This is a genomic window from Mesorhizobium sp. B4-1-4 (assembly GCF_006439395.2).
Taxonomy (GTDB): Bacteria; Pseudomonadota; Alphaproteobacteria; order Rhizobiales; family Rhizobiaceae; genus Mesorhizobium.
The window spans coordinates 5,056,149-5,078,560 of sequence record NZ_CP083950.1 but is presented as its reverse complement, the minus strand read 5'-3'; the positions used below and the strand labels follow the sequence as shown (position 1 = coordinate 5,078,560).

The 22,412-nt window shown below is 64.3% G+C and carries 25 protein-coding genes and 1 pseudogene; 15 read left to right on the top strand and 11 right to left on the bottom strand.

From position 1 onward, the window contains the following. Nucleotides 1-167: 167 nt before the first annotated feature. Entirely contained in the window at nt 168-353 is a 186-nt protein-coding gene (locus tag FJW03_RS24530; RefSeq protein ID WP_140765751.1) for a hypothetical protein, read from the top strand. A gap of 79 nt (nt 354-432) precedes the next feature. Here the strand turns inward: FJW03_RS24530 and FJW03_RS30250 are convergent. The 6 genes and pseudogenes from FJW03_RS30250 to rph form a co-directional block, all read right to left on the bottom strand. After that, nucleotides 433-555 (bottom strand): annotated as a pseudogene (locus FJW03_RS30250) (transporter); the annotation flags it as partial. Nucleotides 556-773: 218 nt separating this feature from the next. Further along, complete coding sequence (locus tag FJW03_RS24520) at nt 774-1,097, bottom strand: low molecular weight protein tyrosine phosphatase family protein (RefSeq protein WP_140610624.1); 324 nt, start codon at nt 1,095-1,097, stop codon at nt 774-776. A 62-nt stretch (nt 1,098-1,159) separates the two neighbouring features. After that, on the bottom strand, nt 1,160-2,338 hold the full coding sequence (gene hemW / locus FJW03_RS24515) for a radical SAM family heme chaperone HemW (protein WP_181173291.1): 1,179 nt from the start codon (nt 2,336-2,338) through the stop codon (nt 1,160-1,162). Then, on the bottom strand, nt 2,335-2,997 hold the full coding sequence (gene rdgB, locus FJW03_RS24510) for an RdgB/HAM1 family non-canonical purine NTP pyrophosphatase (RefSeq protein WP_140765747.1): 663 nt from the start codon (nt 2,995-2,997) through the stop codon (nt 2,335-2,337). The genes hemW and rdgB overlap by 4 nt, the downstream gene beginning before the upstream one ends. Further along, entirely contained in the window at nt 2,997-3,407 is a 411-nt protein-coding gene (locus FJW03_RS24505) for a VOC family protein (protein ID WP_140765745.1), read from the bottom strand. Before FJW03_RS24505 ends, rdgB begins: the two co-directional genes overlap by 1 nt. Before the next feature lie 261 nt (nt 3,408-3,668). Next, nucleotides 3,669-4,385, bottom strand: a complete 717-nt coding sequence (gene rph, locus FJW03_RS24500) for a ribonuclease PH (protein WP_140610620.1) — start codon at nt 4,383-4,385, stop codon at nt 3,669-3,671. A gap of 154 nt (nt 4,386-4,539) precedes the next feature. On the opposite strand from rph, the gene hrcA reads away from it, so the two are divergent. The 6 genes from hrcA to FJW03_RS24470 all read left to right on the top strand — a co-directional run bounded on the left by hrcA (nt 4,540) and on the right by FJW03_RS24470 (nt 10,229). Then, nucleotides 4,540-5,622 carry a heat-inducible transcriptional repressor HrcA gene (hrcA, locus tag FJW03_RS24495; RefSeq protein WP_140765743.1) on the top strand — a complete coding sequence of 361 codons (1,083 nt, stop codon included), beginning with the start codon at nt 4,540-4,542 and terminating at the stop codon, nt 5,620-5,622. 79 nt (nt 5,623-5,701) lie between these two features. Next, nucleotides 5,702-5,899 carry a hypothetical protein gene (locus FJW03_RS24490; RefSeq protein ID WP_140610618.1) on the top strand — a complete coding sequence of 66 codons (198 nt, stop codon included), beginning with the start codon at nt 5,702-5,704 and terminating at the stop codon, nt 5,897-5,899. Between the two features lie 109 nt (nt 5,900-6,008). Beyond that, entirely contained in the window at nt 6,009-7,376 is a 1,368-nt protein-coding gene (locus FJW03_RS24485) for a PQQ-dependent sugar dehydrogenase (RefSeq protein WP_140765741.1), read from the top strand. Nucleotides 7,377-7,485: 109 nt separating this feature from the next. After that, on the top strand, nt 7,486-8,103 hold the full coding sequence (locus tag FJW03_RS24480) for a LysE family translocator (RefSeq protein ID WP_140765739.1): 618 nt from the start codon (nt 7,486-7,488) through the stop codon (nt 8,101-8,103). A 178-nt stretch (nt 8,104-8,281) separates the two neighbouring features. Continuing rightward, nucleotides 8,282-9,262 carry a cysteine synthase A gene (cysK, locus tag FJW03_RS24475; RefSeq protein WP_140610615.1) on the top strand — a complete coding sequence of 327 codons (981 nt, stop codon included), beginning with the start codon at nt 8,282-8,284 and terminating at the stop codon, nt 9,260-9,262. A 340-nt stretch (nt 9,263-9,602) separates the two neighbouring features. Further along, a complete protein-coding gene (locus FJW03_RS24470) occupies nt 9,603-10,229 on the top strand; it encodes a glutathione S-transferase family protein (protein ID WP_140765737.1) in 627 nt (208 codons plus the stop codon). Nucleotides 10,230-10,262: 33 nt separating this feature from the next. On the opposite strand, the gene FJW03_RS24465 is transcribed toward FJW03_RS24470, so the two are convergent. Both FJW03_RS24465 and FJW03_RS24460 read right to left on the bottom strand, forming a co-directional pair. Further along, on the bottom strand, nt 10,263-11,510 hold the full coding sequence (locus tag FJW03_RS24465) for an RNA polymerase sigma factor (RefSeq protein WP_140765735.1): 1,248 nt from the start codon (nt 11,508-11,510) through the stop codon (nt 10,263-10,265). 7 nt (nt 11,511-11,517) lie between these two features. Beyond that, on the bottom strand, nt 11,518-11,886 hold the full coding sequence (locus tag FJW03_RS24460) for a YciI family protein (RefSeq protein WP_140765786.1): 369 nt from the start codon (nt 11,884-11,886) through the stop codon (nt 11,518-11,520). 256 nt (nt 11,887-12,142) lie between these two features. Between FJW03_RS24460 and FJW03_RS24455 the strand changes: the two genes are divergently transcribed. Genes FJW03_RS24455 through FJW03_RS24445 form a run of 3 tightly spaced genes read left to right on the top strand, consistent with a single transcriptional unit; the run spans nt 12,143 to nt 15,657 of the window. After that, nucleotides 12,143-13,099, top strand: a complete 957-nt coding sequence (locus tag FJW03_RS24455) for a TAXI family TRAP transporter solute-binding subunit (protein ID WP_226890456.1) — start codon at nt 12,143-12,145, stop codon at nt 13,097-13,099. A 60-nt stretch (nt 13,100-13,159) separates the two neighbouring features. Beyond that, on the top strand, nt 13,160-15,277 hold the full coding sequence (locus FJW03_RS24450; RefSeq protein ID WP_140765731.1) for a TRAP transporter permease: 2,118 nt from the start codon (nt 13,160-13,162) through the stop codon (nt 15,275-15,277). Further along, complete coding sequence (locus tag FJW03_RS24445) at nt 15,274-15,657, top strand: DUF1850 domain-containing protein (RefSeq protein ID WP_140610609.1); 384 nt, start codon at nt 15,274-15,276, stop codon at nt 15,655-15,657. Before FJW03_RS24450 ends, FJW03_RS24445 begins: the two co-directional genes overlap by 4 nt. A 188-nt stretch (nt 15,658-15,845) precedes the next feature. On the opposite strand, the gene FJW03_RS24440 is transcribed toward FJW03_RS24445, so the two are convergent. Beyond that, nucleotides 15,846-16,082, bottom strand: a complete 237-nt coding sequence (locus FJW03_RS24440) for a DCC1-like thiol-disulfide oxidoreductase family protein (RefSeq protein ID WP_226890455.1) — start codon at nt 16,080-16,082, stop codon at nt 15,846-15,848. 176 nt (nt 16,083-16,258) lie between these two features. Further along, nucleotides 16,259-16,399 (bottom strand): hypothetical protein, encoded by a 141-nt coding sequence (locus tag FJW03_RS24435; protein ID WP_013892047.1) that lies wholly within the window; start codon nt 16,397-16,399, stop codon nt 16,259-16,261. Nucleotides 16,400-16,798: 399 nt separating this feature from the next. Between FJW03_RS24435 and FJW03_RS24430 the strand changes: the two genes are divergently transcribed. The 3 genes from FJW03_RS24430 to ligD all read left to right on the top strand — a co-directional run bounded on the left by FJW03_RS24430 (nt 16,799) and on the right by ligD (nt 20,832). After that, nucleotides 16,799-17,305, top strand: a complete 507-nt coding sequence (locus FJW03_RS24430) for a ferritin-like domain-containing protein (RefSeq protein WP_140610608.1) — start codon at nt 16,799-16,801, stop codon at nt 17,303-17,305. Nucleotides 17,306-17,430: 125 nt separating this feature from the next. Then, nucleotides 17,431-18,309: a Ku protein gene (locus tag FJW03_RS24425; protein WP_140765729.1), complete on the top strand. Its 879-nt coding sequence runs from the start codon at nt 17,431-17,433 to the stop codon at nt 18,307-18,309. A 12-nt stretch (nt 18,310-18,321) separates the two neighbouring features. Then, on the top strand, nt 18,322-20,832 hold the full coding sequence (gene ligD / locus FJW03_RS24420; RefSeq protein WP_140765727.1) for a DNA ligase D: 2,511 nt from the start codon (nt 18,322-18,324) through the stop codon (nt 20,830-20,832). A gap of 5 nt (nt 20,833-20,837) precedes the next feature. Here ligD and FJW03_RS24415 read toward each other — a convergent pair whose 3' ends face one another. Next, nucleotides 20,838-21,512, bottom strand: a complete 675-nt coding sequence (locus tag FJW03_RS24415; protein ID WP_140765725.1) for an ArsR/SmtB family transcription factor — start codon at nt 21,510-21,512, stop codon at nt 20,838-20,840. 162 nt (nt 21,513-21,674) lie between these two features. On the opposite strand from FJW03_RS24415, the gene FJW03_RS24410 reads away from it, so the two are divergent. Together FJW03_RS24410 and FJW03_RS24405 are read left to right on the top strand one after the other, a co-directional pair. Next, complete coding sequence (locus FJW03_RS24410; RefSeq protein WP_140765723.1) at nt 21,675-22,007, top strand: NIPSNAP family protein; 333 nt, start codon at nt 21,675-21,677, stop codon at nt 22,005-22,007. Further along, nucleotides 22,004-22,348, top strand: coding sequence for an antibiotic biosynthesis monooxygenase family protein (locus FJW03_RS24405; RefSeq protein WP_140765721.1), 345 nt, complete (start codon nt 22,004-22,006; stop codon nt 22,346-22,348). The genes FJW03_RS24410 and FJW03_RS24405 overlap by 4 nt, the downstream gene beginning before the upstream one ends. The last annotated feature ends 64 nt before the right edge of the window (nt 22,349-22,412 follow it).

Below are 22,412 nucleotides of genomic sequence, written 5' to 3'. Positions count from 1 at the left end.
ATGCCGTCTCCGTTCAGCCCTGTTTGGCCTGCCAAAATCATATTTGGCATGGCTGGCCCGGGCTTGCAAAACTCACGTCGATGTAAGGTAGCCGCCATTCCTTCGCCACAGTAGGGAACGAAACCGGATTTGGCGGATTTAGCCCCTGATTCCCTAGGGAGGACAGGATGGAAAGCCTGACGATACAGGACGCTTTCGCGCCCTACTATGCCGGCCGCAACAGCGCCTCCCGGACCAGGGACAAGCGCCTGCCTGCCGAAGACGAAGCCAGCCTGAGCAAGCGGGCCGCCAGGGCCTTGCCCGCAGACGTCAGGCTTTCCAACGACAAACCAGACAGCACGACGGAGCACTGACCGAACGATGCCCAATCGCTTCGATATTTTCATCACCCGTCTTGAAACGAAAAGCGCCAGAGAAGGCGTGCCCCCGCATCCGATAGGCGACCAGCACCGCGCCCGCCGCGACAAGGCCGACGCCAAGCCGGTTCGCCCTGGTGGGTCGCACGCCGAAAAAGACCGCGCCAAACACCGCCACAAGCACGACGCTTGAATAATCTTCGCGGGGGAGCGCGAAGACCGCCTAACTTCGTCATCCAAGGGCGAAGCAAGGAGCGCAGCGACGCGGCACAGACCCCAGGATCCATGCCATGACATCAATGCGTTGCAACGGTGCAGAAATCTGGCCCGTCGCATCCCTCGACAAGGGTCGCGGCATGGATCCTCGGGTCAAGCCCGAGGATGACGAAGGCACCTATGATCGGCCGCCCCATTTCTTCAGCCGAGATACCGCGGCACCTTGCCCTCCAGAATCCGCACCAGCTCCGGATCCATGAATTCATAGTTGTCCGGGATGTCGAGGCAGATGACCCTGGCCTTCTTCAGGCTGGACTTGAATTTCTTCTGCAACTTGGCGCGGTGCGCCTTTTCCATGACGAAGATGATATCGGCCCAGGCGACGAGTTCATGCGTCAGCGGCGTATGGGCATCATGATTGGTGCCTGCCGACTCAACCTCGATATCCCTGCGCTTGGAAAACACCTGCTCGGCGGTTGGGCTGCGCAGGCGATTTTGGCTGCAGACGAAGAGGACGTTCTTCACCGGGACATTCTCTGAAGCATGATCTTGTCCGAAAACCGGTTCCCACTTTCGGGGATCATGCTCTACCGCGCCAGATCCGCCACCACGGCATCCAGCACGATCATGCCGGCCGGCGTGGCGCGCAGGCGGGCATTGCCGATCGGCGCCACCAGCCCTTCGCCCTGCAGCACCGACAGCCGCGCGCTCGACAGGCCGCGTCCGGAAAAAGCCTCGTAGCGCGACAGGTCGATGCCCTCGGCCAGCCTCAGCCCCATCAGCAGGAATTCGTCGGCCTCTTCCGAGCGCGTCAGGATCTCGCCGCCGGTGACGCCATGGCCCTTGGCCTCGACCAGATTGGCCCAGGTCTCCGGCATCTTTTCGGCGATGGTCACCACCCGATGGCCATTCTCGACGAAGCGGCCATGCGCGCCGGGGCCGACGCCGACATATTCGCCGTAGCGCCAGTAGGTCAGATTGTGCCGGCTTTCGGCGCCCGGCCGGGCGTGGTTGGAAATCTCGTAGGCCGGCAAGCCATGCGCCGTGGTGATCTCCTGCGTCAATGCGTAGAGATCGGCGGCATGGTCGTTGTCGGGAATGATGAATTTCTTCGCCGCATGCAGCGCATAGAACGGCGTGCCTTCCTCGATGGTCAATTGATAGAGCGACAGATGGTCGGCGGCATGGCCGATCGCCTGTTCGAGCTCGGATGCCCAAGCCTCAGGTGTCTGGCCGGGCCGGGCATAGATCAGGTCGAAGGACAGGCGCGGAAAGATCTCGCGCGCCAGGCCGATCGCATGCAGCGCTTCCTCGACATTGTGCAGGCGGCCGAGGAAACGCAAATCCTTGTCGTTCAGCGCCTGCACGCCGAGCGAGACGCGATTGACGCCGGCCGCGCGATAGCCGCGGAACCGCTCGGCCTCGACCGAGGACGGATTGGCTTCCAGCGTCACCTCGATGCCATCCGGCACCGTCCAGTTCTTCGCCACCGCGTCCAGAACCCTGGCCACCGTTTCGGGTTTCATCAGCGACGGCGTGCCACCGCCGAGGAAGATGCTGGTCACCTCGCGCGAGCCGGTGCGCTGGCGCATCGTTGCCAGTTCCGCCTCGAATGCGTCGGCAAAGCGCTCCTGGTCCACCGGCTGGTGGCGGACATGGCTGTTGAAGTCGCAATACGGGCATTTGGCCGCGCAGAACGGCCAGTGGACATAAACGCCGAAACCGGGCGTCCGGTCGAGCGCCATGCTCATGCCGGTCCCAATCATTGCGCGCCCAGCCTGGCGCGGGCGAATTTCTGGAAAGCGCGGGCGCGGTGTGACAAAGCGGTCGCCTGGCCGGGCTTCCAGCCGTGTTTTTCCTCGGCGCTCATCTCGCCAAAGGTCTTTTCGAAGCCATCGGGCAGGAACACCGGATCATAGCCGAAGCCGAGCCCGCCGCGCGGCGGCCAGACCAGCGTGCCTTCCACCTCGCCGCGATAATATTCCGCCTCGCCATCAGGAAAGGCCAGACAAATGACGGCGACGAAGCGGCCCGTTCGCCGCGACGGCTCGGCCGCGCCGACTTCCTGCAATGCCACTTCCGTGCGCTGCATGGCCATGGCGAAATCGCGCGTTCCCTCAGGGGTTTCGGCCCAGTTGGCGGTGTAGACGCCGGGCGCGCCGTCGAGCGCGTCGACGCACAGGCCGGAATCGTCCGACAGCGCTGGCAGGCCGGTCGCCTTTGCGGCGGCCAGCGCCTTGATGTAGGCGTTCTCCTCGAAGGTGGTGCCGGTTTCGTCAGGTTCCGGCAAGCCATAATCCTTGGCCGATTTCGCTTCGAAGCCGAACGGCCCCATCAGGTCGGCGAATTCGCGCAGCTTGCCGGCATTGTGGCTGGCGACGACGATCTTCTTCCCATCAAGCGTATGAACGGTCGGCGAATGCATCAAAGGCCCCAGATTCTTGGCTCGGCGAACTCGATCGAATTGCCCGAGGGGTCGCGTATATAGATCGAACGGCCACCTTGCGGCCATTCGAATTCGCTTTCTATGGCGATGTTTTTCGCCTCGAGATGCGCTCTCCAGCGGGTGATCTCGTCGGCGGTTGCCGCGAAGCAGAGATGACCTTCGCCGACCGTGCCGTGCGGCGGCACTTTCAGCTTGGCATCGGGTGCGGGCGGGATTCTGGTCGCCTCGGCGTTGAAGATCAGCAGCACGCCGGGTCCGCAGCGGAAGAAGAGATGGCGGCCGTCGACCTTGCCGAGCAGGTCAAGGCCGAGAATATCGGTGTAGAAGGTTTCGGCGGCAGTGAGATCGGCGACGTAGAGGGCCGATTCCAGGATCGCGGAGGGTGTCACGAGGCGCCCCCCTCTGGCCTGCCGGACCCGGCCCTACGCTGTCGCTCCGGGAGTTTGTCGTTCGGAAAGCCAAGCAATTGGCTTCCCGTCCGCTGCGCGGACCACTCCTCACCCTCCGCAAGGGGGGAGATCAGCAGTTTCACCGTCACCGCACCCCTTGCGCCATTGATAGTTGGCGAAGGCAAACCAGGCATCCGATCTCCCCCCTTGAGGGGGAGATGCCCGGCAGGGCAGAGGGGGGTGAAGCTCGGCATTTGAAAACTACGCTACCGCCATCTGCTGTAAACTCACCAGCCGCGAAATACCTTTCTTGGCCAGGCCCATCAGGGCGGCGAACTGATCCTCGGAGAAGGGCTCGCCCTCGGCGGTGCCCTGTATCTCGACGATGCCGCCCTTGCCGGTCATGACGAAATTGGCGTCGGTGCCGGCCGAGGAATCCTCGAGATAATCGAGGTCGATGACCGGCTGGCCGTCATGGATGCCGCAGGAAATCGCCGCGACATGGTCCTTCAGCACCTTGGAGACACTGGCCATCTGCCGCGCTTCCATCCAGCGCAGGCAGTCGTACAGCGCCACCCAGCCGCCGGTGATCGAGGCGGTGCGGGTGCCGCCATCGGCCTGGATGACGTCACAGTCGACGGTGATCTGCTGTTCGCCCAGCGCCTGCAAATCGACCACTGCGCGCAATGAACGGCCGATCAGGCGCTGGATCTCCAGCGTGCGGCCACCCTGCTTGCCGGCCGAGGCCTCGCGGCGCATGCGCTCGCCGGTGGAGCGCGGCAGCATGCCATATTCGGCCGTCACCCAGCCCTTGCCGGAATTGCGCATCCAGCCGGGAACCTTCTCCTCGAGGCTTGCCGTGCACAGGACATGGGTGTCGCCGAACTTCACCAGGCACGAGCCTTCGGCGTGCTTGGAGACGCCGCGCTCGAAGGAGATGGCGCGCATTTCGTCGAATTGGCGTTTGGAGGGGCGCATTCGGCCTGCTTTCTGTCAGTTTTGAAATCGTGGCCGGCTTTTAGACGCATGGGGGGCAGCGCGCAAAGGAAAACGGTCCGGGTGATCCGACGCAGACACCGGTTGCGCGCGCCGCGCCGAAGTCTATATCCTCAGCAAGGAGGTTTTCGGCCGAATGACCAAGGCAATCGATCCCGGTTCGCAGCCGCTTGCGCTTCAATCGCTTGACATGCGCTCACGCGACATCTTCCGGCGCATCGTCGATTCCTATCTCAGGGACGGCGAGCCGGTGGGCTCGCGCAGCCTGTCGCGCATCCTGCCCTCCTCGCTGTCGCCGGCGACCATCCGTAATGTGATGAGCGACCTCGAACATCTCGGGCTGATCTACGCGCCGCACATCTCGGCCGGCCGGCTGCCGACCCAGGCCGGCCTGCGCTTCTTCGTCGACGCCTTCATGGAGCTTGGCGACCTCTCCGACGAGGAGCGCCGCACCATCGAGGCGCAGGTGCGGGCCTCCGGCTCGGGCGCGACGCTGGAGCATATGCTGACCGAGGCCAGCCAGATGCTGTCGGGCATGTCGCGCGGTGCCGGCCTGGTGCTGGCGGCGAAGAACGAGGTGGCGCTGAAGCATATCGAGTTCATCCAGCTGGAGCCGACCAAGGCGCTTGCCGTGCTGGTGTCGCAGAATGGCGACGTCGAGAACCGCGTCCTCGATCTGCCCGCCGGCATCACCGTCTCGCAACTGCACGAGGCTTCGAATTTCCTCAACGCGCATATTCGCGGCCGCACGCTGGCCGAGGCGCGCAGCGAGATCGCACGCATCAAGGAAGAGACGAGAGCCGCACTCGACACGCTGTCGCAGGACCTCGTCGAGAAAGGGCTGGCGGTATGGGCGGGCGCGGAAAGCGGCCTGCCGGCGCGGCTCATCGTACGCGGGCGCGCCAATCTGCTCGAAAACGTCACCGCGCAGGCCGACATCGAACTGCTGCGGCATCTGTTCGAGGACATGGAGACGCAGGACGGATTGATTCAGCTGCTCGACCTTGCCGAGCAGGGATCGGGCGTACGCATCTTCATCGGCTCGGAGAACAAGCTGTTTTCGCTGTCGGGCTCATCGCTGGTGGTCGCACCCTACCGGGACAAGGATGCCCGCGTGGTCGGCGCGCTCGGCGTCATCGGCCCGACCCGGCTCAACTATGCCCGTATCGTGCCGATGGTCGACTATACGGCGCAGCTGATATCCCGCATGCTGCGGTAAGATATTTCGGCACGGCCTACGGGATGTCGACGCACCTTCGAGTGCGGCACCGAACGAACAGGCCGCAAGGAGAAAAACAATGGCGCTCGAATCGTTCAAGGCCCAGATCAGCTTGCTGCTGGAGGAGATGGTCAACCAGCCGGAAGACGCGCATGAAGTGCAGGAGCAGCTGCGCGAAAAACTGCGCGAGATGCGCGCCATGGGCCTGCCGCTACCGGCCGATCTCGTCGAACTGGAAAGGCGCCTCGACAGCGACCTCGACGCCACGGAGGCCTGACCGCCGCTCCGGCGCCGCTTCAACTCGACGTGTGGCGTGGAACAATCGCGATGGTCAGCCGTTGCCGCTGGCCGTGGCAACCGATTGCCGACACGTTGCGGAGGATCCCATGATCCAATTTGCTTCAATGGCCGCCATCCCGGTTGGCCTTGTGATTGCCAGTTCGGTCCTGGCCGCCGACCAACCGGTCCTAAGAGGCGCGGCCGCCTTCGGCGACTGGCGCGCCGACGAACCCGGGGTGCGACGGCTGATCAAGCCGGAAGACCTGCCGAAACCCTATGCCACCAAATCGGCCTCCAACAGCGCCAGCCTTGCCGACATGCCGGCCGATACAAAGCCACGGCTGCCGCCGGGATTCTCGGCCGAACTGATCGCCTCGGGCATCGACAATCCGCGCGTCGTGCGCATCGCGCCGAATGGCGACCTGTTTGTCGCCGACAGCGAAGCCAACCTGCTTCGTGTCTACCGCCTGGCTCCAGGCAGCGCGAAACCCGCCGAGAAAAGCATCTTTGCCGGCAAACTTAACCAGCCTTATGGGGTTGCTTTCTATCCGCCGGGCAACGACCCGCAATGGGTCTATGTCGCCAACAGCGACAGCATCGTGCGCTTCGCCTACCGCAAGGGCGCGCTGAAGGCCTCCGGCAAGCCGGAGACGATCGTCGACAACATCCCCTCGAACCACCACTGGACCCGCGACATCGCCTTTTCTCCTGACGGCAAGACGCTTTATCTCTCGGTCGGCTCCGGGTCGAACGTCGCCGAGGATATGAGCAGGAAGCCGGATGGCGGCCTCGATGCGTGGGTGAAGTCGAAGCCGCTCGGCGCCACCTGGGGTGCCGAGGAAGGCCGCGCCGACGTGCGGGCCTTCGATCCGGACGGCAAGAACGGCCGTATCGTCGCCACGGGCCTGCGCAACTGTTCCGGCATGACGGTGCAGCCGGCGACCGGCGCGCTGTGGTGCGTTGTCAATGAGCGCGACGCGCTCGGCGACAATGTGCCGTTCGAATATGCAACCGCTGTCAGGCAGGGCGCCTTCTATGGCTGGCCTTGGTACTATATCGGCAACAACGAGGATCCGCGCCACAAAGGCGCGCGCCCCGATCTTGCCGGCAAGGCCGATATTCCCGACGTGCTGATGCAGGCGCATTCGGCGCCGCTCAACATCGCCTTCTACGACGGCAAGGATCTGCCCGCCGACACCGGATTTCCCAAGGAATACAGGGGCGATGCCTTCGTGGCCCTGCATGGTTCGTGGAACCGCGGCAACAGGACCGGCTACAAGGTCGTCCGGCTCAAGTTCAAGGACGGCAAGCCGACCGGCGAGTACGAGGATTTCATGACCGGTTTCGTCATCTCCAACGGCGAGGTCTGGGGCCGGCCGGTGGGCGTGGCGGTGGCGAGCGACGGCGCGCTGATCGTGACCGAGGACGGCAACGGCACGATCTGGCGCGTGACCTACGGGGGCGGTCGTTCCTGACCGCGCCTCGGCGTGGTGCAATGGAATCCGGCTTCAGGGAATTCACGCGAGCCCGGCTTCGTGCGACAAGGCGCCGTCCCAACAGCGTTTCCGGACGCAAGGCCGCATCATGACCCTCACCGGCTTCCTCGCCTATAGCGCCGCTCTCGGCGTCGCCGCCGCCATTCCAGGCCCCGGGATCACGGCGCTTGTCGCGCGTGCGCTGGGCTCCGGCTTCCGCTCGTCGCTGGCCATGTCCTTCGGCCTGATGGCTGGCGATCTCACTTATCTGACCGCCGTGGTGCTGGGCCTTGCCCTCATCGCGCAGACCTTCGGCATGGTGTTTTTTGCGATCAAATGGGCCGGCATCGCCTATTTGGCTTTTCTCGGCTGGCGCTTCTGGACCGCCGGCATCACGCCCGAAACCGTCGAAGCGAAAAAGGGCAAGGCCGGATTGCTGTCGAGCTTCGCCGCCGGCCTTACCGTGACGCTCGGCAATCCGAAGACGATGATCTTCTATCTCGCCATCACGCCGACCATCGTCGACCTGAAGACGATCACGCCTGCCGACTATGGTATCCTCGCGGCGCTGACGGTCGTCGTCCTGTTCGTCGTGCTGGTGCCTTACCTGGCGCTCGCCGCCAAGGCGCGCTGGTTCCTGAAATCGCCGCGCGCGCTGAAGGCCCTGAACCGCACGGCGGCCGGTTTCATGATCGGCGCAGCGGCAGCGATCGCCGCCCGCCAATAGGGCGCTTTCAGCGAATCCGTTCCAGAAACGGGCGTCGCCCCGAAACGCTTTTCCAAGGCGGAAGCGTTTTAGACACAAGCCCTACTCGGATATTTTCGGCCGACGGTTTATCTTGCGCGATCGAAGGCTCTATCTTGCCGGCTGATGCCAATCGCCTGAAATCCTGGGAGCGAAACCAATGAACAAGCCCGTCACCTCCGCCCGCGTCCCCGGCCGCGGCCGCATCTACGGCTCCATCACCGACACGATCGGCGACACGCCCCTGGTACGGCTCGACAAGTTCGCCAAGGAGAAGGGCATCGTTGCCAATCTCGTCGCCAAGCTCGAATTCTTCAATCCGATCGCCTCGGTCAAGGACCGCATCGGCGTGGCGATGATCGAGGCGCTGGAAGCGGCCGGCAAGATCTCGCCCGGCAAGACGACGCTGATCGAACCGACCTCGGGCAACACCGGCATCGCGCTCGCCTTCGCCGCCGCCGCCAAGGGGTACAAGCTGATCCTGACCATGCCCGAGACGATGTCGGTCGAGCGCCGCAAGATGCTGGCTTTGCTTGGCGCGGAGCTGGTGCTGACCGAAGGGCCGAAAGGCATGAAGGGCGCCATCGCCAAGGCCGACGAGCTGGCCGCGACCATCCCCAATGCCGTCATTCCGCAGCAGTTCGAAAACCCCGCCAATCCGGAAATCCACCGCAAGACGACAGCGGAGGAAATCTGGAACGACACGCAGGGCGAGATCGACATCTTCGTTGCCGGCATCGGCACTGGCGGCACCATCACCGGCGTCGGCCAGGTCCTGAAGAAGCGCAAGCCCTCACTGCATGTCGTCGCCGTCGAGCCGGAAGCCTCGCCGGTGCTGTCTGGCGGCCAGCCAGGCCCGCACAAGATCCAGGGCATCGGCGCCGGCTTCGCGCCAAAGATCCTCGACACCACGATCTATGACGAGATCGTCAAGGTTTCCAACGAGGATTCCGTCGCCAATGCGCGCCTCGTCGCCCGGCTCGAGGGCGTGCCGGTCGGCATTTCGTCGGGCGCGGCCCTGCAGGCGGCAATCGTCATCGGCTCACGGCCGGAGAACAAGGGCAAGACCCTTGTCGTGGTCATACCCGACTTCGCCGAGCGCTATTTGTCGACGATCCTGTTTGAGGGGCTGGGGGCTTAGGGTTCCGTACGCCGGGATCAGAACCCCGTCAGTCGAGTTCCTTCGCGCCCCCCTCTGCCCTACCGGGCATCTCCCCCCACTTAGGGGGAGATCAGCAGTTTCACTGAAGGCGCTTTTTTTCGACGCTGGTGATTGGCGAAAGCCGTCGTGACATCTGATCTCCCCCCTAATGGGGGAGGTGTCCGGCAGGACAGAGGGGGGCGCTGTCCCGCCAACCTTCCGCATCATGAAACTGGCCCGCTAAAAAATCCTCTCGTGGCGCCTGCCACCAGCTTGAGCAGAGCCCTGCTTCCGGTTCATATCGCCAACGGCCCGTCTGTTCGGGCCGGGGGAGTATCTCATGTACAAGCTCTACACGCGTCCCGGCAGCGGCGGCTTCGTCGTCGAAGCGGCGCTGGCGCTGGCGAACGCACCCTTCGAGCAGATCGACGTGCCGAAGACCGATCGGCCCGATCCGGCTTTCCTGGAGATCAGCCCGCTGAACCAGGTGCCGGTGCTGACCTTGCCGGACGGCCGCTCGATCACCGAATCGGCGGCGATCTGCATCTTGCTTGCAGAGCGCCACCCCGAGGCTGGCCTGGCACCGGCGATCGACGCGGCCGCGCGCGCCGAGTTCCTGCGCTGGATGGCCTTCATGTCGTCGGTGCTCTACCCGGCAATGTTGCGCTTCTATTACGCGCCGCGCTACACGGCCGATGCCGACGGCGCCAAAGCCGTCAAGCAGGCTGCCGTCGCCGAGATGGATCGCGGCTTTGCCGTCATCGACGCCGCCTTGCGCGGCCGTGACTGGCTGGCCGGCGAGGCGATGTCGCTGGCCGACATCTATCTGGTGATGCTGGTGGCCTGGCATCCCGACACAGGCAAGGCGCGCGCAGCCTGGCCGAACATTGAACGCCTGTGGAGCGAACTGCGTGCGCATCCGCTGGTACAAAAGCTTAATGCATCGCACCAGATGTGGCCGGGCTGAAAGATCGCCGGGAGCGGCAGCGCCTTTCAGCGCTCAGTTTTTAACAAGCGCAGCCCGTTTTGCCTGCAGGAAGCGGCGCAGCGCCGGATCACGTTCGAGGCCGATGGCCCGGTCATAGGCTTCGACCGCATGCACCACATTGCCGAGCCTGGCCAGCAGGCCGGCGCGGGCGGCCCAGTAGGGTTGATAGTCGGCGAGGCGCTTGTCATCACCCAGCACGTAAAGCGCGGCCAGCCCTGCCATCGCCCCGTCTGTCTCGGCGATGGCCACCGCGCGGTTGATCGCCACGACGGGCGAACCTGATATCATCGACAGCGCATCGTAGAGCTGCCTGATCGCGGCCCAGTCGGTGCGGCCACTCAGCCGTCGCGTCGTATGGGCCGACTGCACCGCTGCCTCGAGCTGATAGCGGCCGAGGACGCCCCTGGTCGCGGCATGGCCAAGCAGGGCCTCGGCCTCGTCGATCAAGACATCGTCCCACAGCGCGCAATCCTGCTCGGTCAGCGGCACATAATCGCCGGCGGCATCGCGTCGGGCGGGCCGGCGCGCCTCGGCGAACAACATCAATGCGAGCAGGCCAAGCGCCTCCGGCTCGTCAGGCAGAAGCGAGGCCACCAGGCGACCAAGCCAGATGCCTTCGCTCGCCAAATTGCGGCGCCGCGTCTCGGTGCCGGCCGGATCTGACCAGCCTTCGGCGAAAGCCGCGTAGATCGCTTCCAGCACGGCGTCCAGCCGTTCGCCAAGCTCGGCCCGCTCCGGCACACGGAACGGAATGCCGGTTTCGCGGATACGGGTTTTCGCGCGCACCAGGCGTTGGCTCATCGTTGCCGGTGAGACAAGAAACGCCGAAGCGATCGTCGCGGCATCGAAGCCAAGGATGGTCTGCAGGATCAGCGGTGCGCGCACGCCCGATTCGATCGCCGGATGCGCGCAAGCAAACATCAGGCGCAACCGCTCGTCGGGCAGGTCTTCGTCGGTCATGCGCGCCTCCATCTCTTCGGCAATCAACTTGAGATGCTCGCGGCCAGCCTCCCGGGTGAGCCGCCGGCGCACCGCATCGACGCGGCGCCGCCGCGCCACGGCAAGCAGCCAGGCTTCCGGCTGCGCGGGCACACCGGTTCGCGGCCAGCGTTCGAGCGCGGCCGCGAACGCGTCGGCCAGCACGTCCTCGGCGCCGGCAACGTCGCGCGTGCGGGCCGCGAGCCACGCGACCAGCTTGCCGTAGCTCTGCCGGGCGGCTGCTTCGGCCGCCGCCCAGGCCTGCTCAGAACGATCGTCCATCACACTCTCATTGCTCGGTGACGTACTCGGTCATTTCCCAGATGGGCCGTACCTCGACCGTGCCGGTGCTGGCGGCGGGACAGCGCGCCGCCCATTCGATTGCCGTATCGATGTCGGCCGCCTCGATCATATAGAACCCGGCAAGCTGCTCCTTGGTGTCGGCATAGGGGCCGTCGAGCACGTTGGTCTTGGCGCCGGCCATCCGCACAGCAGTGGCCGCCTGGGTCGGGCGCAGCCGTTCGCCAGCCAGCCATGCGCAGGATTTCTTCAAAGCTTCGGTATAGGCACCGTAGGCCGCGAGGGCCTGCTGGGTCTGTTCTTTCGGCGCATTCGCCATCGCGGCTTCGTCATTGTAGATCAAAAGCATGTATCGCATGGGTCTTCTCCCGTGGTTTCGAAGGCCGCTCCGTTGCGGGCCGAACGTATGTCGCGCGGCGGCGACCGATTTCGACAGGCTGCGGAAAACTTTCGGCTGCAGTCGCGCCTTGCGCAAGCCGGCAGGCGTTCCGGATCCACTCAACCGTTCGTCTAATGACACATTTGCGGGTTGGCATTTGCGGCCCGCCGTCTAAACTCGGCCGGTCCGCGTCGAGGAGGTGATGCGGTTGTCGCTATCCCAGGGAGGAAAACACGTGCTCTTTTTCAGAACGAAGTTCATCGCGGCTGGCGTGGTGGCCCTTTCGCTTGGCGTGGGTATCTGCGGTGCCAGGGCCGACGAGTTCATCAACGTGCTGACCGGCGGCACTTCCGGAGTCTACTACCCGCTCGGCGTCGCGCTTTCGGAAATCTACGGCAAGACCATTCCGGGCGTGCGCACCCAGGTTCAGGCGACAAAGGCTTCGGTGGAGAACCTGAACCTTCTGGAGCAGGGCAAGGGCGAGATCGCCTTCGCGCTCGGCGATTCGGTGAAAGCCGCCGCCGAAGGCGACGCTGATGCCGGTTTCCCGCAAAAGCTCGAAAAGCTGCGCGCGATCGCGGCCATATACCCCAACTATGTCCAGATCGTCGCCAGCCAGGAGTCCGGCATCAAGTCCTTCGCCGACTTGAAGGGCAAGAGCCTGTCGGTCGGCGCACCGAAATCCGGGACCGAACTCAACGCGCGCGCCATCTTCGGAGCGCTGGGCATGAGCTACAGTGACCTGTCGAGGACCGAATACCTGCCGTTCGGCGAATCGGTCGAACTGATCAAGAACCGCCAGCTCGACGCCACGCTGCAGTCGGCGGGGCTCGGCGTCGCGTCGATCAAGGACCTTGCTTCATCGCTGCCGATCACCGTGGTGGCGGTTCCGGCCGAGGTCGCCCAGAAGCTGGGCGCGCCGTTCCAGGCGGCGACCATTCCCGCCGGCACCTACCAGGGCCAGAAGGAGGACGTCCCGACGCTGGCCATCACGAACATCCTGGTGACCCGCTCCGACCTGTCGGATGACGAAGCCTATCAGATGACCAAACAGTTGTTCGAGCACCTCGACCAGATGGTTGCCGCGCACAATGCCGCCAAGTCGATCAAGCTCGAGGACGCGATCAAGGGGCTGCCCATCCCGCTGCATCCGGGCGCCGCGCGCTACTACAAGGAAAAGGGCATGATGTGACAAGCGGCTATGGCCGGGGACCGGGCGGCCGGCTCCCGGCCGATTGAAGGCGCAAGTCCCATGGCTCAGACGGCCGGCATCGAGACAAGAACAGAGGCCACGGCGGAAGATTTCCACGACCCGACCGGAGGCGGTTTCGCGCCATCGCGAGAAGGCCGGCTGCTGTTCTGGATCGCGGTCATCTTCTCACTGTTCCAGATTGCCACGGCCGCCCACATCCTCAGCATCCCGAGTCAGGTGCTGCGCGCCTCCCATGTCGGCTTCCTGATGCTGCTGGCTTTCCCGCTCGTCGCATCCGCGCGCAAGCTGGGCGCCGCCGGACGGACGCTCGCCTGGGCGCTGGCCCTGGCCGGTGTCGCCGTCGCCGCTTACCAGTATCTCGAATACCAGCCGCTGATCCTGCGCGCCGGCGACCTGAACACGGCCGACCTGATCTTCGGCGTCATCGCGCTGGTCACCGTCTTCGCGGCTGCCTACGCGATGATGGGGCCGGCCTTGCCGGTCATCTCCGGGTGTTTTCTTCTCTATGCGCTGTTCGGCCAGCATCTGCCGTCGCCGCTGAACCATCGCGGCTACGACTTTTCGCAAGTCGTCGACCAGATGGCCTATGGCACGGAAGGCATCTATGGCATCCCGATCTACGTTTCGGCCACCTACATCTTCCTATTCATCCTGTTCGGCTCGTTCCTGGAACGCGCCGGCATGATCAAGCTGTTCACGGACGTCTCGCTGGGTTTCGTCGGCCATGCACGCGGCGGCGCGGCCAAGGTGGCGGTGATCGCATCAGGGCTCATGGGCACGATCTCGGGATCCGGCGTCGCCAATGTGGTCACCACGGGCCAGTTCACCATTCCGCTGATGAAGCGCTTCGGCTACCGTGCCGCCTTTGCGGGCGGCGTCGAGGCCACGGCCTCGATGGGCGGACAGATCATGCCACCGGTGATGGGCGCCGTCGCCTTCATCATGGCCGAGACGCTCGGCGTCGAATATTCCGAAATCGTCAAGGCGGCGATCATTCCCGCCTTGCTCTATTTCGCCTCGGCCTTCTGGATGGTGCATCTCGAAGCCGGGAAACACAATCTGCTTGGCCTGTCCCGGGCCGAATTGCCTTCGCCGCTGGCGGCCTTCCGCCGGGGCTGGTACCTGATCCTGCCACTTGCAGTCCTTATCTACCTGCTGTTCTCGGGCTACACGCCGCTCTATGCCGGCACGATCGGACTCGCCATGACGGTGCTGCTGATCCTCGGCGGCTCGGTGGCGCTCGGACTGCCCTCGCCCATCCTGCGCGCCGTCTTCTGGATCGGTCTGGGCCTCGTCGCCGCCAGCTTCTTCAAGGTGGGCATCAACGCCATTCTCGTCGCCGCCGCCGTGCTGATCGTGGCAAACCTCTTCGTCTCGGGCGGGCGCGACACGCTGATCGCCTGCCGGGATTCGCTGGCCGAAGGCGCCCGCACGGCGCTGCCGGTCGGCATTGCCTGCGCCGTGGTCGGCGTCATTGTCGGCACCATGACGCTGACCGGCGTCGCGACGACCTTCGGTGCCTTCATCGTCTCCATCGGCCAGTCCAGTCTGTTCCTGTCGCTTGTCCTGACGATGGTGACCTGCGTCGTGCTGGGTATGGGCATTCCGACCATTCCAAACTACATCATCACGGCCTCGATTGCAGGGCCGGCGCTGCTCCAGCTTGGCGTGCCGCTGCTGGTCGGCCACATGTTCGTGTTCTATTTCGGCATCCTGGCGGATCTGACGCCGCCGGTGGCGCTTGCCTGTTTCGCCGCCGCGCCGATCGCCCGGGAAAGCGGATTGAAAATCGCCTTCGAGGCAATAAAGGTCGCCGCCGCCGGTTTTGTCGTGCCGTTCATGGCCGTCTACACGCCGGCTCTCATGCTGCAGGACGGCGGCCCACTGTCGGCGGCGGTCGGGTATTGGCCCGCGGTCGCCTATATCGTCGTCAAGGCCGTGCTGGCGATCGGCCTGTGGGGGGCGGCCGTGATCGGCTTCCTGCGCACGCGGCTGACCGTATGGGAACGGTTCGCGGCCGCCGCCGCCGCCTTCCTGCTGGTGGCGGCGGTGCCGTTGACCGACGAGGCCGGCTTCGTCCTGTCGCTGCTGGTGGTCGGCGCGCACTGGTACCGCACCCGCACCGTGTCCGGCGCTCCCGGGCCGACGATCCCGTGAGCCTCTGCATCCTGGCCGCCGGCAAGACAGTGGCGCTGGCTGCCACCGCCTTCACCCTGTCGTGGACGCATTCGGTCGAACGGACGCGCTGGGAGGAAGACTGGAGGGTGACGCCTTCCGGCCTGCAAGTCGTCGAGGCGCGCATCGAGGGCTCGGGCGCCGGCATGGAGCCACCCGAGGGCGCGGTGCTTCGCGGCGGCTGGTGGGTCTACGCGCCCAGGATCGGTACGCAGCGCCGCGTCGTTCTAGCCGCCTCCGGGGCGACTGGCGATGGGTGGACGCTGTGCACCCCTCAGGGCTGCAGGGAACTTGGTAAGGCGGCGGGCGGGGCGATCGTGCTGGAGGCTTGCGAACCCGCCAGCACAAGCCAGCCGCGGTAGCCCGTGATCGTCCCGGCGAGCGGGTGTGAAATCCGGGCCGACCTGCCATCTCGAAACCCAGCGAGCCATGCCGTTAGCCGGCTATGTCATTTCGCCTGCTGAACACTGGACGGCCTTCAGCCAATGACCGCGGCGCAGCTGTCGAGCCGTGTGAAGGCAGCGCCATCAATAAGAACGAGATTGGTTTCCTAACTGTCGGTGCGCGGCCCGTGTCTCCGGAACAGCGCTTCGTCGAAGGGCGATTGCGCGGTGGCGAAGCGGAATCGGTTCTGACGGTCGAGCCTGGCCGCGAGGCGCATGAAACCCGAGCACAGCACGCAGGCGCCATCGAAGACGATCAGCGGATGGCTTGCATCGAAGGATTCAGGTGGACGGCCTGACTTGATACGGCTTGACTTCGTGCGGCCTTGGGGAAGGTCGCTCACGCGGGCCTCGGCTGCTCGTGTCCTGCGACACCAAGCCAGCCGGCGGCATCAAAGACGTGGCTATGCCGCCCGCCGCCTGTCGGCGAAAATCGGGCGCTCGGCGCGATAGGTGGTCGCGCGGGAGTTGGCACCCGGCCTGCAGATGCGGCTGTTGTGGCGGCTCTCGAAAGTCATGGTCAGTGCGCGCCCAGCGACGTGCCGCGGCGGGCGCAAGCCGGACCGGGGCCGCGCATGTAATAGCGCTCGGGCCGATAGGTCGGCGCGACGAATTCGCGGATGGCGGCGGCATAGCCGATGAGGTGCGTGAGGAAGTTCATTTTACCTGTCCCTGTCCCGTTTTCGGATGTCCTTTCCGATTTGCGGGAATGATAGCATCGAGGCGTGAATAGTCGGTGAACGTGATGTTAATTTCTGGTCGAAAACCCGTCGCTTCGTGGCCGGAATGCGGCCGATTCGGGGTGTTTCGGCGCCTTTTGTCGCCATTTTCGCCGGTGTGACTTTTGCATCACATATGTTTCGTTTGAATGTCGCCTGCGCGCGGTTCTGTTTCAACTTCCAGACGGCCGCCGGAAATTTCATTTGCCTCCTGCCAATGGGGACCGGAACCGGCCCATGCACCGGACGTTGAGCCTTGGGCCGGCATGCCGGCTCGATGGGCGCTGCCAAAGGCAGGCCAACAATCCCGAAACAGCAAGAGCAATGGAAAGGCTGAAACCATGGGCTTCTTTTCGAAGGACATCAAAACGCTGGACGACCTGTTCGTGCATACTCTGCGCGACATCTATTATGCCGAAAAACAGATCGAGAAGGCGTTGCCGAAGATGATCGACAAAGCCACCGACGCGCAGCTGAAGGCCGGCTTCGAAAAACATCTCGAGCAGACAAGGGGCCACGTCGAACGCGTCGAGGAGGTGTTTGAACTGCGTGGCGTCAAGGCAAAGACGGTCAACTGCCCGGCCATTGACGGCATCCTCGAGGAGGCCGACGAGGTAAGCGGCGATATCGACGACAAGGAGGTGCTGGACGCTGCCCTGATCGCTTCGGCGCAGGCGGTGGAGCACTACGAGATGACCCGCTACGGCACGCTGATCGCCTGGGCCAAGCAGCTTGGCCGCAGCGACTGCGCCGATCTGCTGGCCAGGAACCTCAAGGAAGAGCAGGCGACGGATCGCAAGCTGACCGAAATGGCGGAAAGCAAGATCAACCTGCAGGCCGCCGAATAAGGGGCTGAGGGCCAAGACCGGAGGCAGTCGCGCCGGCCTTGGCCCGACCGGATTGGAACCGGTTGCGACGTTGTCCGTTGCACCTCATCTTTTATCGGAAATCGTCTTTCTTAACAGGAATCGTCATGGCGCCGCGTCCGGCCTGGAGAGGCTACCTGAAGCTTTCGCTGGTCACCTGCGCCATCGAACTGACCAATGTCGTCACTCATGCCGAGAAAGTCTCGTTTCGCATTCTCAACCGCCAGACCGGCAACACGGTGAAGCGGATCTATGTCGACGCCGAAACCGGCAAGCCGCTTGGGGACGATGACGAGATCAAGGGTTACGAAGACGACAATGGCGAGTTCATCCATATCGAGGAAGACGAGATCGAGGCCGTACAGATCGAGTCGTCGCATACGATGGGGCTCGACGGTTTCGTCGACAAATCCTCCATCGAGCAGATCTACCTGGATACCCCCTACTACGTCACACCGGCCGACAAAGTCTCACAGGAAGCCTTCGCCGTCATCCGCGACGCCATGGCCGGCAAGAAGATGGCGGGGCTGGCCCGCATCGTGCTCTATCGGCGTGAACGTCCCGTGGTCATCGAGCCGCTCGGCAAGGGCATGTTGCTGACGACGTTGCGCTACGACAACACCGTGCGCCAGCCTGACACCGTCTTCGGCGACATCGAGGCGGTGAAGACGGATCAGGAAATGACCGATCTGGCCGAGCTCATCATCGACAAGAAGAAGGCGAAGTTCAATCCTTCGAAGTTCGAGGATAAATACGAGGACGCGCTGCTCGAGCTCATTCGTGCCAAGAAGGCTGGCCGCAAGGCGCCGAAGGCCAAGGCGCCGCCCAAGCCCTCCAATGTGGTCAACCTGTTCGATGCGCTGAAGAAGAGCCTTTCGTCCGAAGGCGGTTCCGGCACCGGCCGCGCAAAGACCGCGGCGAAGGCAAAAGCGGCGACCAAGCGCGGCAAGCCGAAAGAAGCCGCGACCAAGCGCAAGTCGGCGTGAGGATGCGAACAGATGGCTAGCCTCGAACAGTATCATGCCAAACGCGATTTCAAGAAGACCGCGGAGCCGGCCGGCAAGGTGGTCCGCAAGAAGGGCGAGGCCGGCGGCATCTTCGTGATCCACAAGCATGCCGCGACCAGGCTGCACTACGACCTTCGCCTGGAACATGCGGGCGTGCTCTGGAGCTGGGCGGTGACGCGCGGGCCAAGCCTCGACCCGCATGAGAAACGGCTGGCCGTGCATGTCGAGGATCATCCTATCGACTACGCGCCGTTCGAAGGCACCATTCCGAAGGGCGAATATGGCGGCGGCTCGGTCATCGTCTGGGATGAAGGCACGTGGACACCCGACGGCGACCCGGCCAAGGCGATGAAGAAGGGACATATCGATTTCGAACTCAACGGCCACAAGCTGCACGGCCGCTGGCATCTGGTGCGGCTGAGACCGCGCCCCGGCGAGAAGCGCGACAATTGGCTGCTGATCAAGTCGGGTGATGCCGCCGCGCGTCCGGGCGAGGATATTCTGAAGGACGAGCCCAGATCGGTGAAGTCCGGCCTGACGATCGAAGAAGTCGGCGAGGGTAAGACCGCCAGGGGTGAGAAGCCAAAGGTTTGGCATTCGAACAAGCCTGCCGCTGGCAAGGGGAAGGCTTCTGGTCACAAACTCGAGTTCGTCGAGCCGCAGCTTGCCACGCTGGAGCGGGATGCACCGTCCGGCGAGGATTGGCTGCATGAGGTGAAGTTCGACGGCTATCGCATGCAGGCGCAGATCGCCGGCACCGATGTGCGGCTGCTGACCCGCACCGGCCTCGACTGGACGAAAAAATTCGGCGACGCCATCGTCGCCGAGCTCGCCGGCCTGAAATGCAGCGATGCCATCATCGACGGCGAGATCGTCGTGCTGGCCGACAGCGGCGTCTCTTCCTTCGCGCTGCTGCAGCAGGATCTGTCGGCAAGACGGACAAATCGCTTCATCTACTATGTATTCGACCTGATGCGGCTGAATGGGCAGGACCTGCGCCGCGAGCCGCTGGTCGATCGCAAGCAGGCCCTGCAGGAATTGCTCGCCGGGCAGCCGCAGGACTCGGCGGTCCGCTTCAGCGACCATTTCGCCGAACCCGGCAAGGTGATGCTGGAGCATGCCTGCCGCATGGGGCTGGAAGGCGTCGTTTCCAAACGCGCAGATGCGTCCTACCGCAGCGGACGCGGCCCGACCTGGGTGAAGTCGAAATGCACGGCACGGCAGGAATTCGTCATCGGCGGCTATTTGCCGTCGGACAAGACCGGGCGAGGGCTGCGCTCGCTGCTGGTCGGCTATTACGAGGGTGGCAAACTGCACTATGCCGGCCGCGTCGGCACCGGCTTCTCTACCAAGGGCGCCAACGAGCTGAAGAAGAAACTCGACGCGCTGAAAGCCACGGCTTCACCGTTCGATGCGGCCGTGCCGAAGGGCAAGGGCCTGGTCTGGGTCAAGCCGGAGCTTGTCGGCGAAGTGGAGTTCCGCAGCTGGACCTCCGACCGTATAATACGCCATGCCTCGTTCCAGGGATTGCGCGAGGACAAGCCCGCGGAGGAAGTCGTGCAGGAAAAGCCGAAGGCAGCACCGACAGCCAAGAGTGCGGCCAAAGCCAAGCCGGCATCAAGCGCCGCCAAGGCTGCCGGAGCCGCCAGAACCACCGTGAAGCTCTCCCATCCCGACAAGCTTTTATGGCCCGACGAAAAGATATCGAAGCAAGCCCTGCTCGATCACTATGCGCTGGTATGGCCGCGCATGAAACAGTTCGTGGTCGACCGCCCGCTCAGCCTTGTCAGGGCACCGGATGGCGTCCAGGGCCAGCGCTTCTTTCAGAAGCATGCGTCACCCGGCATGCACGAGAAGATCGCGAAGACGAACGATCCGACCGACGGCGAGGAAATCCTGTACATCCGCGACTTCGACGGCATTGCGGCGCTGGTCCAGCTCGGCGTCGTCGAAATCCACATCTGGGGCTGCACCATCGATGATCTGGCAAGGCCGGACCAGATCGTCTTCGATCTTGACCCGGACGAGGGCGTTGGCGTCGAGGCGGTGCGCGCGGCCGCCCTCGACATAAGGGGCAAGCTCGACGAGCTGTCGCTGCCCAATTTCGTCAAGACGTCGGGCGGCAAGGGCTTTCATGTCGTCGTGCCGCTGAAACCGTCGGCGGATTGGGCCGAGGTCAAGAGCTTCGCCCATGATTTCGCCCGCGCGCTGGAACAGGGAGCGCCGGACCGCTACACCGCGACGTTGTCGAAGAAAGCGCGCACCGGCAAGATCTTCGTCGACTATCTGCGCAATGGCAGCGGCGCGACCACCGTCGCCCCCTACTCCTCGCGGGCCAAGAAGGGCGCCACCGTGTCGATGCCGGTGACCTGGGCCGAGATCGAGGCCGGACTGGCGCCGAACGCATTCCCGATCGGCGACAAGACAACGCTGAAGCAGCTGGCGAAAGCCGATCCGTGGGCGGATTTTTTCAAAGAGGGCAAGGTGTTGAAGCGGGGGTAGCCGGCTCAGGCTAGAAACACCCTCTCGAATGCCGCCTTGCCCGGCGGCGAGAAAATGACCGCACGGCTGTCCTTCTCCCGCCGTGCCCATTTCTCGGCAAGAATCTTGTCGAGGATGGCGGCCCCAAGCGAGCCGGCGAGGTGCGAGCGCCGCACGCTCCAGTCGAGGCAGGCGCGGCAGAGCGGACGGCGAGGCCTAGCGTCGACATCGATGCCTATTGCCGCGAAATGCGATGCCGCCGACGGGCCAAGCCTGATCTCCCTGTCGTCGCGCCGCAGGATGTCCTTCTCGACAAACCGGTCCAGCATCGCGACCGCCTGCTCGCCGGCGAGGTGGTCGTAACAGACGCGGGCGACGCGCATCGCCGCGTCACGCGGGCCCGGCCGCACCCGCCTGGGGCCAACGGCCTCGGCAACGCCGGTGATGGCCTCGATCATGCCCGCCACCTGCGGCCCGGCAAGGCCGTAATAGCGGTGCCTGCCCTGGCTGGCCAGGGTCAGCAATCCGCCCTCCATCAATTTCGACAAATGCGAGCTGGCGGTAGGCAGGGAGACGCCGCCTTCCAGCGCAAGCTCGCTCGCCGTCAATGCCGTGCCGCCCATCAGTGCGGAGAGCATATTGGCGCGGGCCGGATCGCCGACCAGGCTGGCGATACGGGCAATATCAGGTCCTTCACGCATAGTTTGATCCTTGTCGAAGCATCCCAGTGAGGTAACCACTATTCTGGCTTCAGCTCAAGGAGCCGGCAACGGCGGCTCCTGACCGGAAATGCCTAGCACCTCGATGCGCACGACGTTTCGACCGCGCTCGAACCATTGATGCAAAAACCCAGGGAGCCGACCATGACCATCACCTGCTTCATTCGCTACGAGATCGACCCGTTCGGCAAGGCGGCCTTCGAGGAATATGCCCGCAACTGGGGCCAGGCCATTCCGCGCTGCGGCGCCGACCTGATCGGCTACTATGCCCCGCATGAGGGCTCGGCCACGACGGCCTATGGCGTCTACAATATCGACAGCCTGGCGGCCTACGAAGCCTATCGCGCCCGGCTTGCCGCCGATCCAGCCGGCAAGGCAAACTATGAATTCGCCCGCCGTGAACGCTTCATCCTCAAGGAAGACCGCATGTTCCTGAAACACGTCTCCGGGCCTCACGCGCCATTGGTGAAAGCATGATCGCCGTCATCTTCGAGGTCGAACCGGCGGCGGGCAAACGCGATGCCTATCTCGCCATCGCCGCCAATTTGCGCCCTCTGCTCGACGGCATTGACGGTTTCATCTCGATCGAACGGTTCCAGAGCCTGGCCGACCCGAGCCGCATCCTGTCGCTATCATTCTGGCGCGACGAGGAGGCGGTGAAGGCCTGGCGCAACACCGAGGAGCACCGGCAGGCGCAGCAGGCCGGCCGGGGCGGTATCTTTGCCGGCTATCGTCTGCGCATCGCGCATGTCATTCGCGATTATGGGCTGACGGAGCGGGACGAGGCGCCGGCGGACAGCCGGGCGGTGAATGGATGAGGCTTTTTGGTTGATATTGGCGCCGCCCCTCACCTGCCTGGAGGCGGATGAGGGGCAGCGCCGA

What these genes read in the sequence shown, in the direction of transcription:
- FJW03_RS24435 (WP_013892047.1), bottom strand. Translation starts at nt 16,399, where the DNA reads ATGAACTTCCTCACGCACCTCATCGGCTATGCCGCCGCCATCCGCGAA.
- FJW03_RS24410 (WP_140765723.1), top strand. Translation starts at nt 21,675, where the DNA reads ATGACCATCACCTGCTTCATTCGCTACGAGATCGACCCGTTCGGCAAG.
- FJW03_RS24465 (WP_140765735.1), bottom strand. Translation starts at nt 11,510, where the DNA reads ATGGACGATCGTTCTGAGCAGGCCTGGGCGGCGGCCGAAGCAGCCGCC.
- FJW03_RS24415 (WP_140765725.1), bottom strand. Translation starts at nt 21,512, where the DNA reads ATGCGTGAAGGACCTGATATTGCCCGTATCGCCAGCCTGGTCGGCGAT.
- FJW03_RS24460 (WP_140765786.1), bottom strand. Translation starts at nt 11,886, where the DNA reads ATGCGATACATGCTTTTGATCTACAATGACGAAGCCGCGATGGCGAAT.
- FJW03_RS24430 (WP_140610608.1), top strand. Translation starts at nt 16,799, where the DNA reads ATGGGCTTCTTTTCGAAGGACATCAAAACGCTGGACGACCTGTTCGTG.
- cysK (WP_140610615.1), top strand. Translation starts at nt 8,282, where the DNA reads ATGAACAAGCCCGTCACCTCCGCCCGCGTCCCCGGCCGCGGCCGCATC.
- rdgB (WP_140765747.1), bottom strand. Translation starts at nt 2,997, where the DNA reads ATGCATTCGCCGACCGTTCATACGCTTGATGGGAAGAAGATCGTCGTC.
- ligD (WP_140765727.1), top strand. Translation starts at nt 18,322, where the DNA reads ATGGCTAGCCTCGAACAGTATCATGCCAAACGCGATTTCAAGAAGACC.
- FJW03_RS24405 (WP_140765721.1), top strand. Translation starts at nt 22,004, where the DNA reads ATGATCGCCGTCATCTTCGAGGTCGAACCGGCGGCGGGCAAACGCGAT.
- hemW (WP_181173291.1), bottom strand. Translation starts at nt 2,338, where the DNA reads ATGATTGGGACCGGCATGAGCATGGCGCTCGACCGGACGCCCGGTTTC.
- FJW03_RS24490 (WP_140610618.1), top strand. Translation starts at nt 5,702, where the DNA reads ATGGCGCTCGAATCGTTCAAGGCCCAGATCAGCTTGCTGCTGGAGGAG.
- hrcA (WP_140765743.1), top strand. Translation starts at nt 4,540, where the DNA reads ATGACCAAGGCAATCGATCCCGGTTCGCAGCCGCTTGCGCTTCAATCG.
- FJW03_RS24485 (WP_140765741.1), top strand. Translation starts at nt 6,009, where the DNA reads ATGATCCAATTTGCTTCAATGGCCGCCATCCCGGTTGGCCTTGTGATT.
- FJW03_RS24530 (WP_140765751.1), top strand. Translation starts at nt 168, where the DNA reads ATGGAAAGCCTGACGATACAGGACGCTTTCGCGCCCTACTATGCCGGC.
- rph (WP_140610620.1), bottom strand. Translation starts at nt 4,385, where the DNA reads ATGCGCCCCTCCAAACGCCAATTCGACGAAATGCGCGCCATCTCCTTC.
- FJW03_RS24450 (WP_140765731.1), top strand. Translation starts at nt 13,160, where the DNA reads ATGGCTCAGACGGCCGGCATCGAGACAAGAACAGAGGCCACGGCGGAA.
- FJW03_RS24425 (WP_140765729.1), top strand. Translation starts at nt 17,431, where the DNA reads ATGGCGCCGCGTCCGGCCTGGAGAGGCTACCTGAAGCTTTCGCTGGTC.
- FJW03_RS24480 (WP_140765739.1), top strand. Translation starts at nt 7,486, where the DNA reads ATGACCCTCACCGGCTTCCTCGCCTATAGCGCCGCTCTCGGCGTCGCC.
- FJW03_RS24470 (WP_140765737.1), top strand. Translation starts at nt 9,603, where the DNA reads ATGTACAAGCTCTACACGCGTCCCGGCAGCGGCGGCTTCGTCGTCGAA.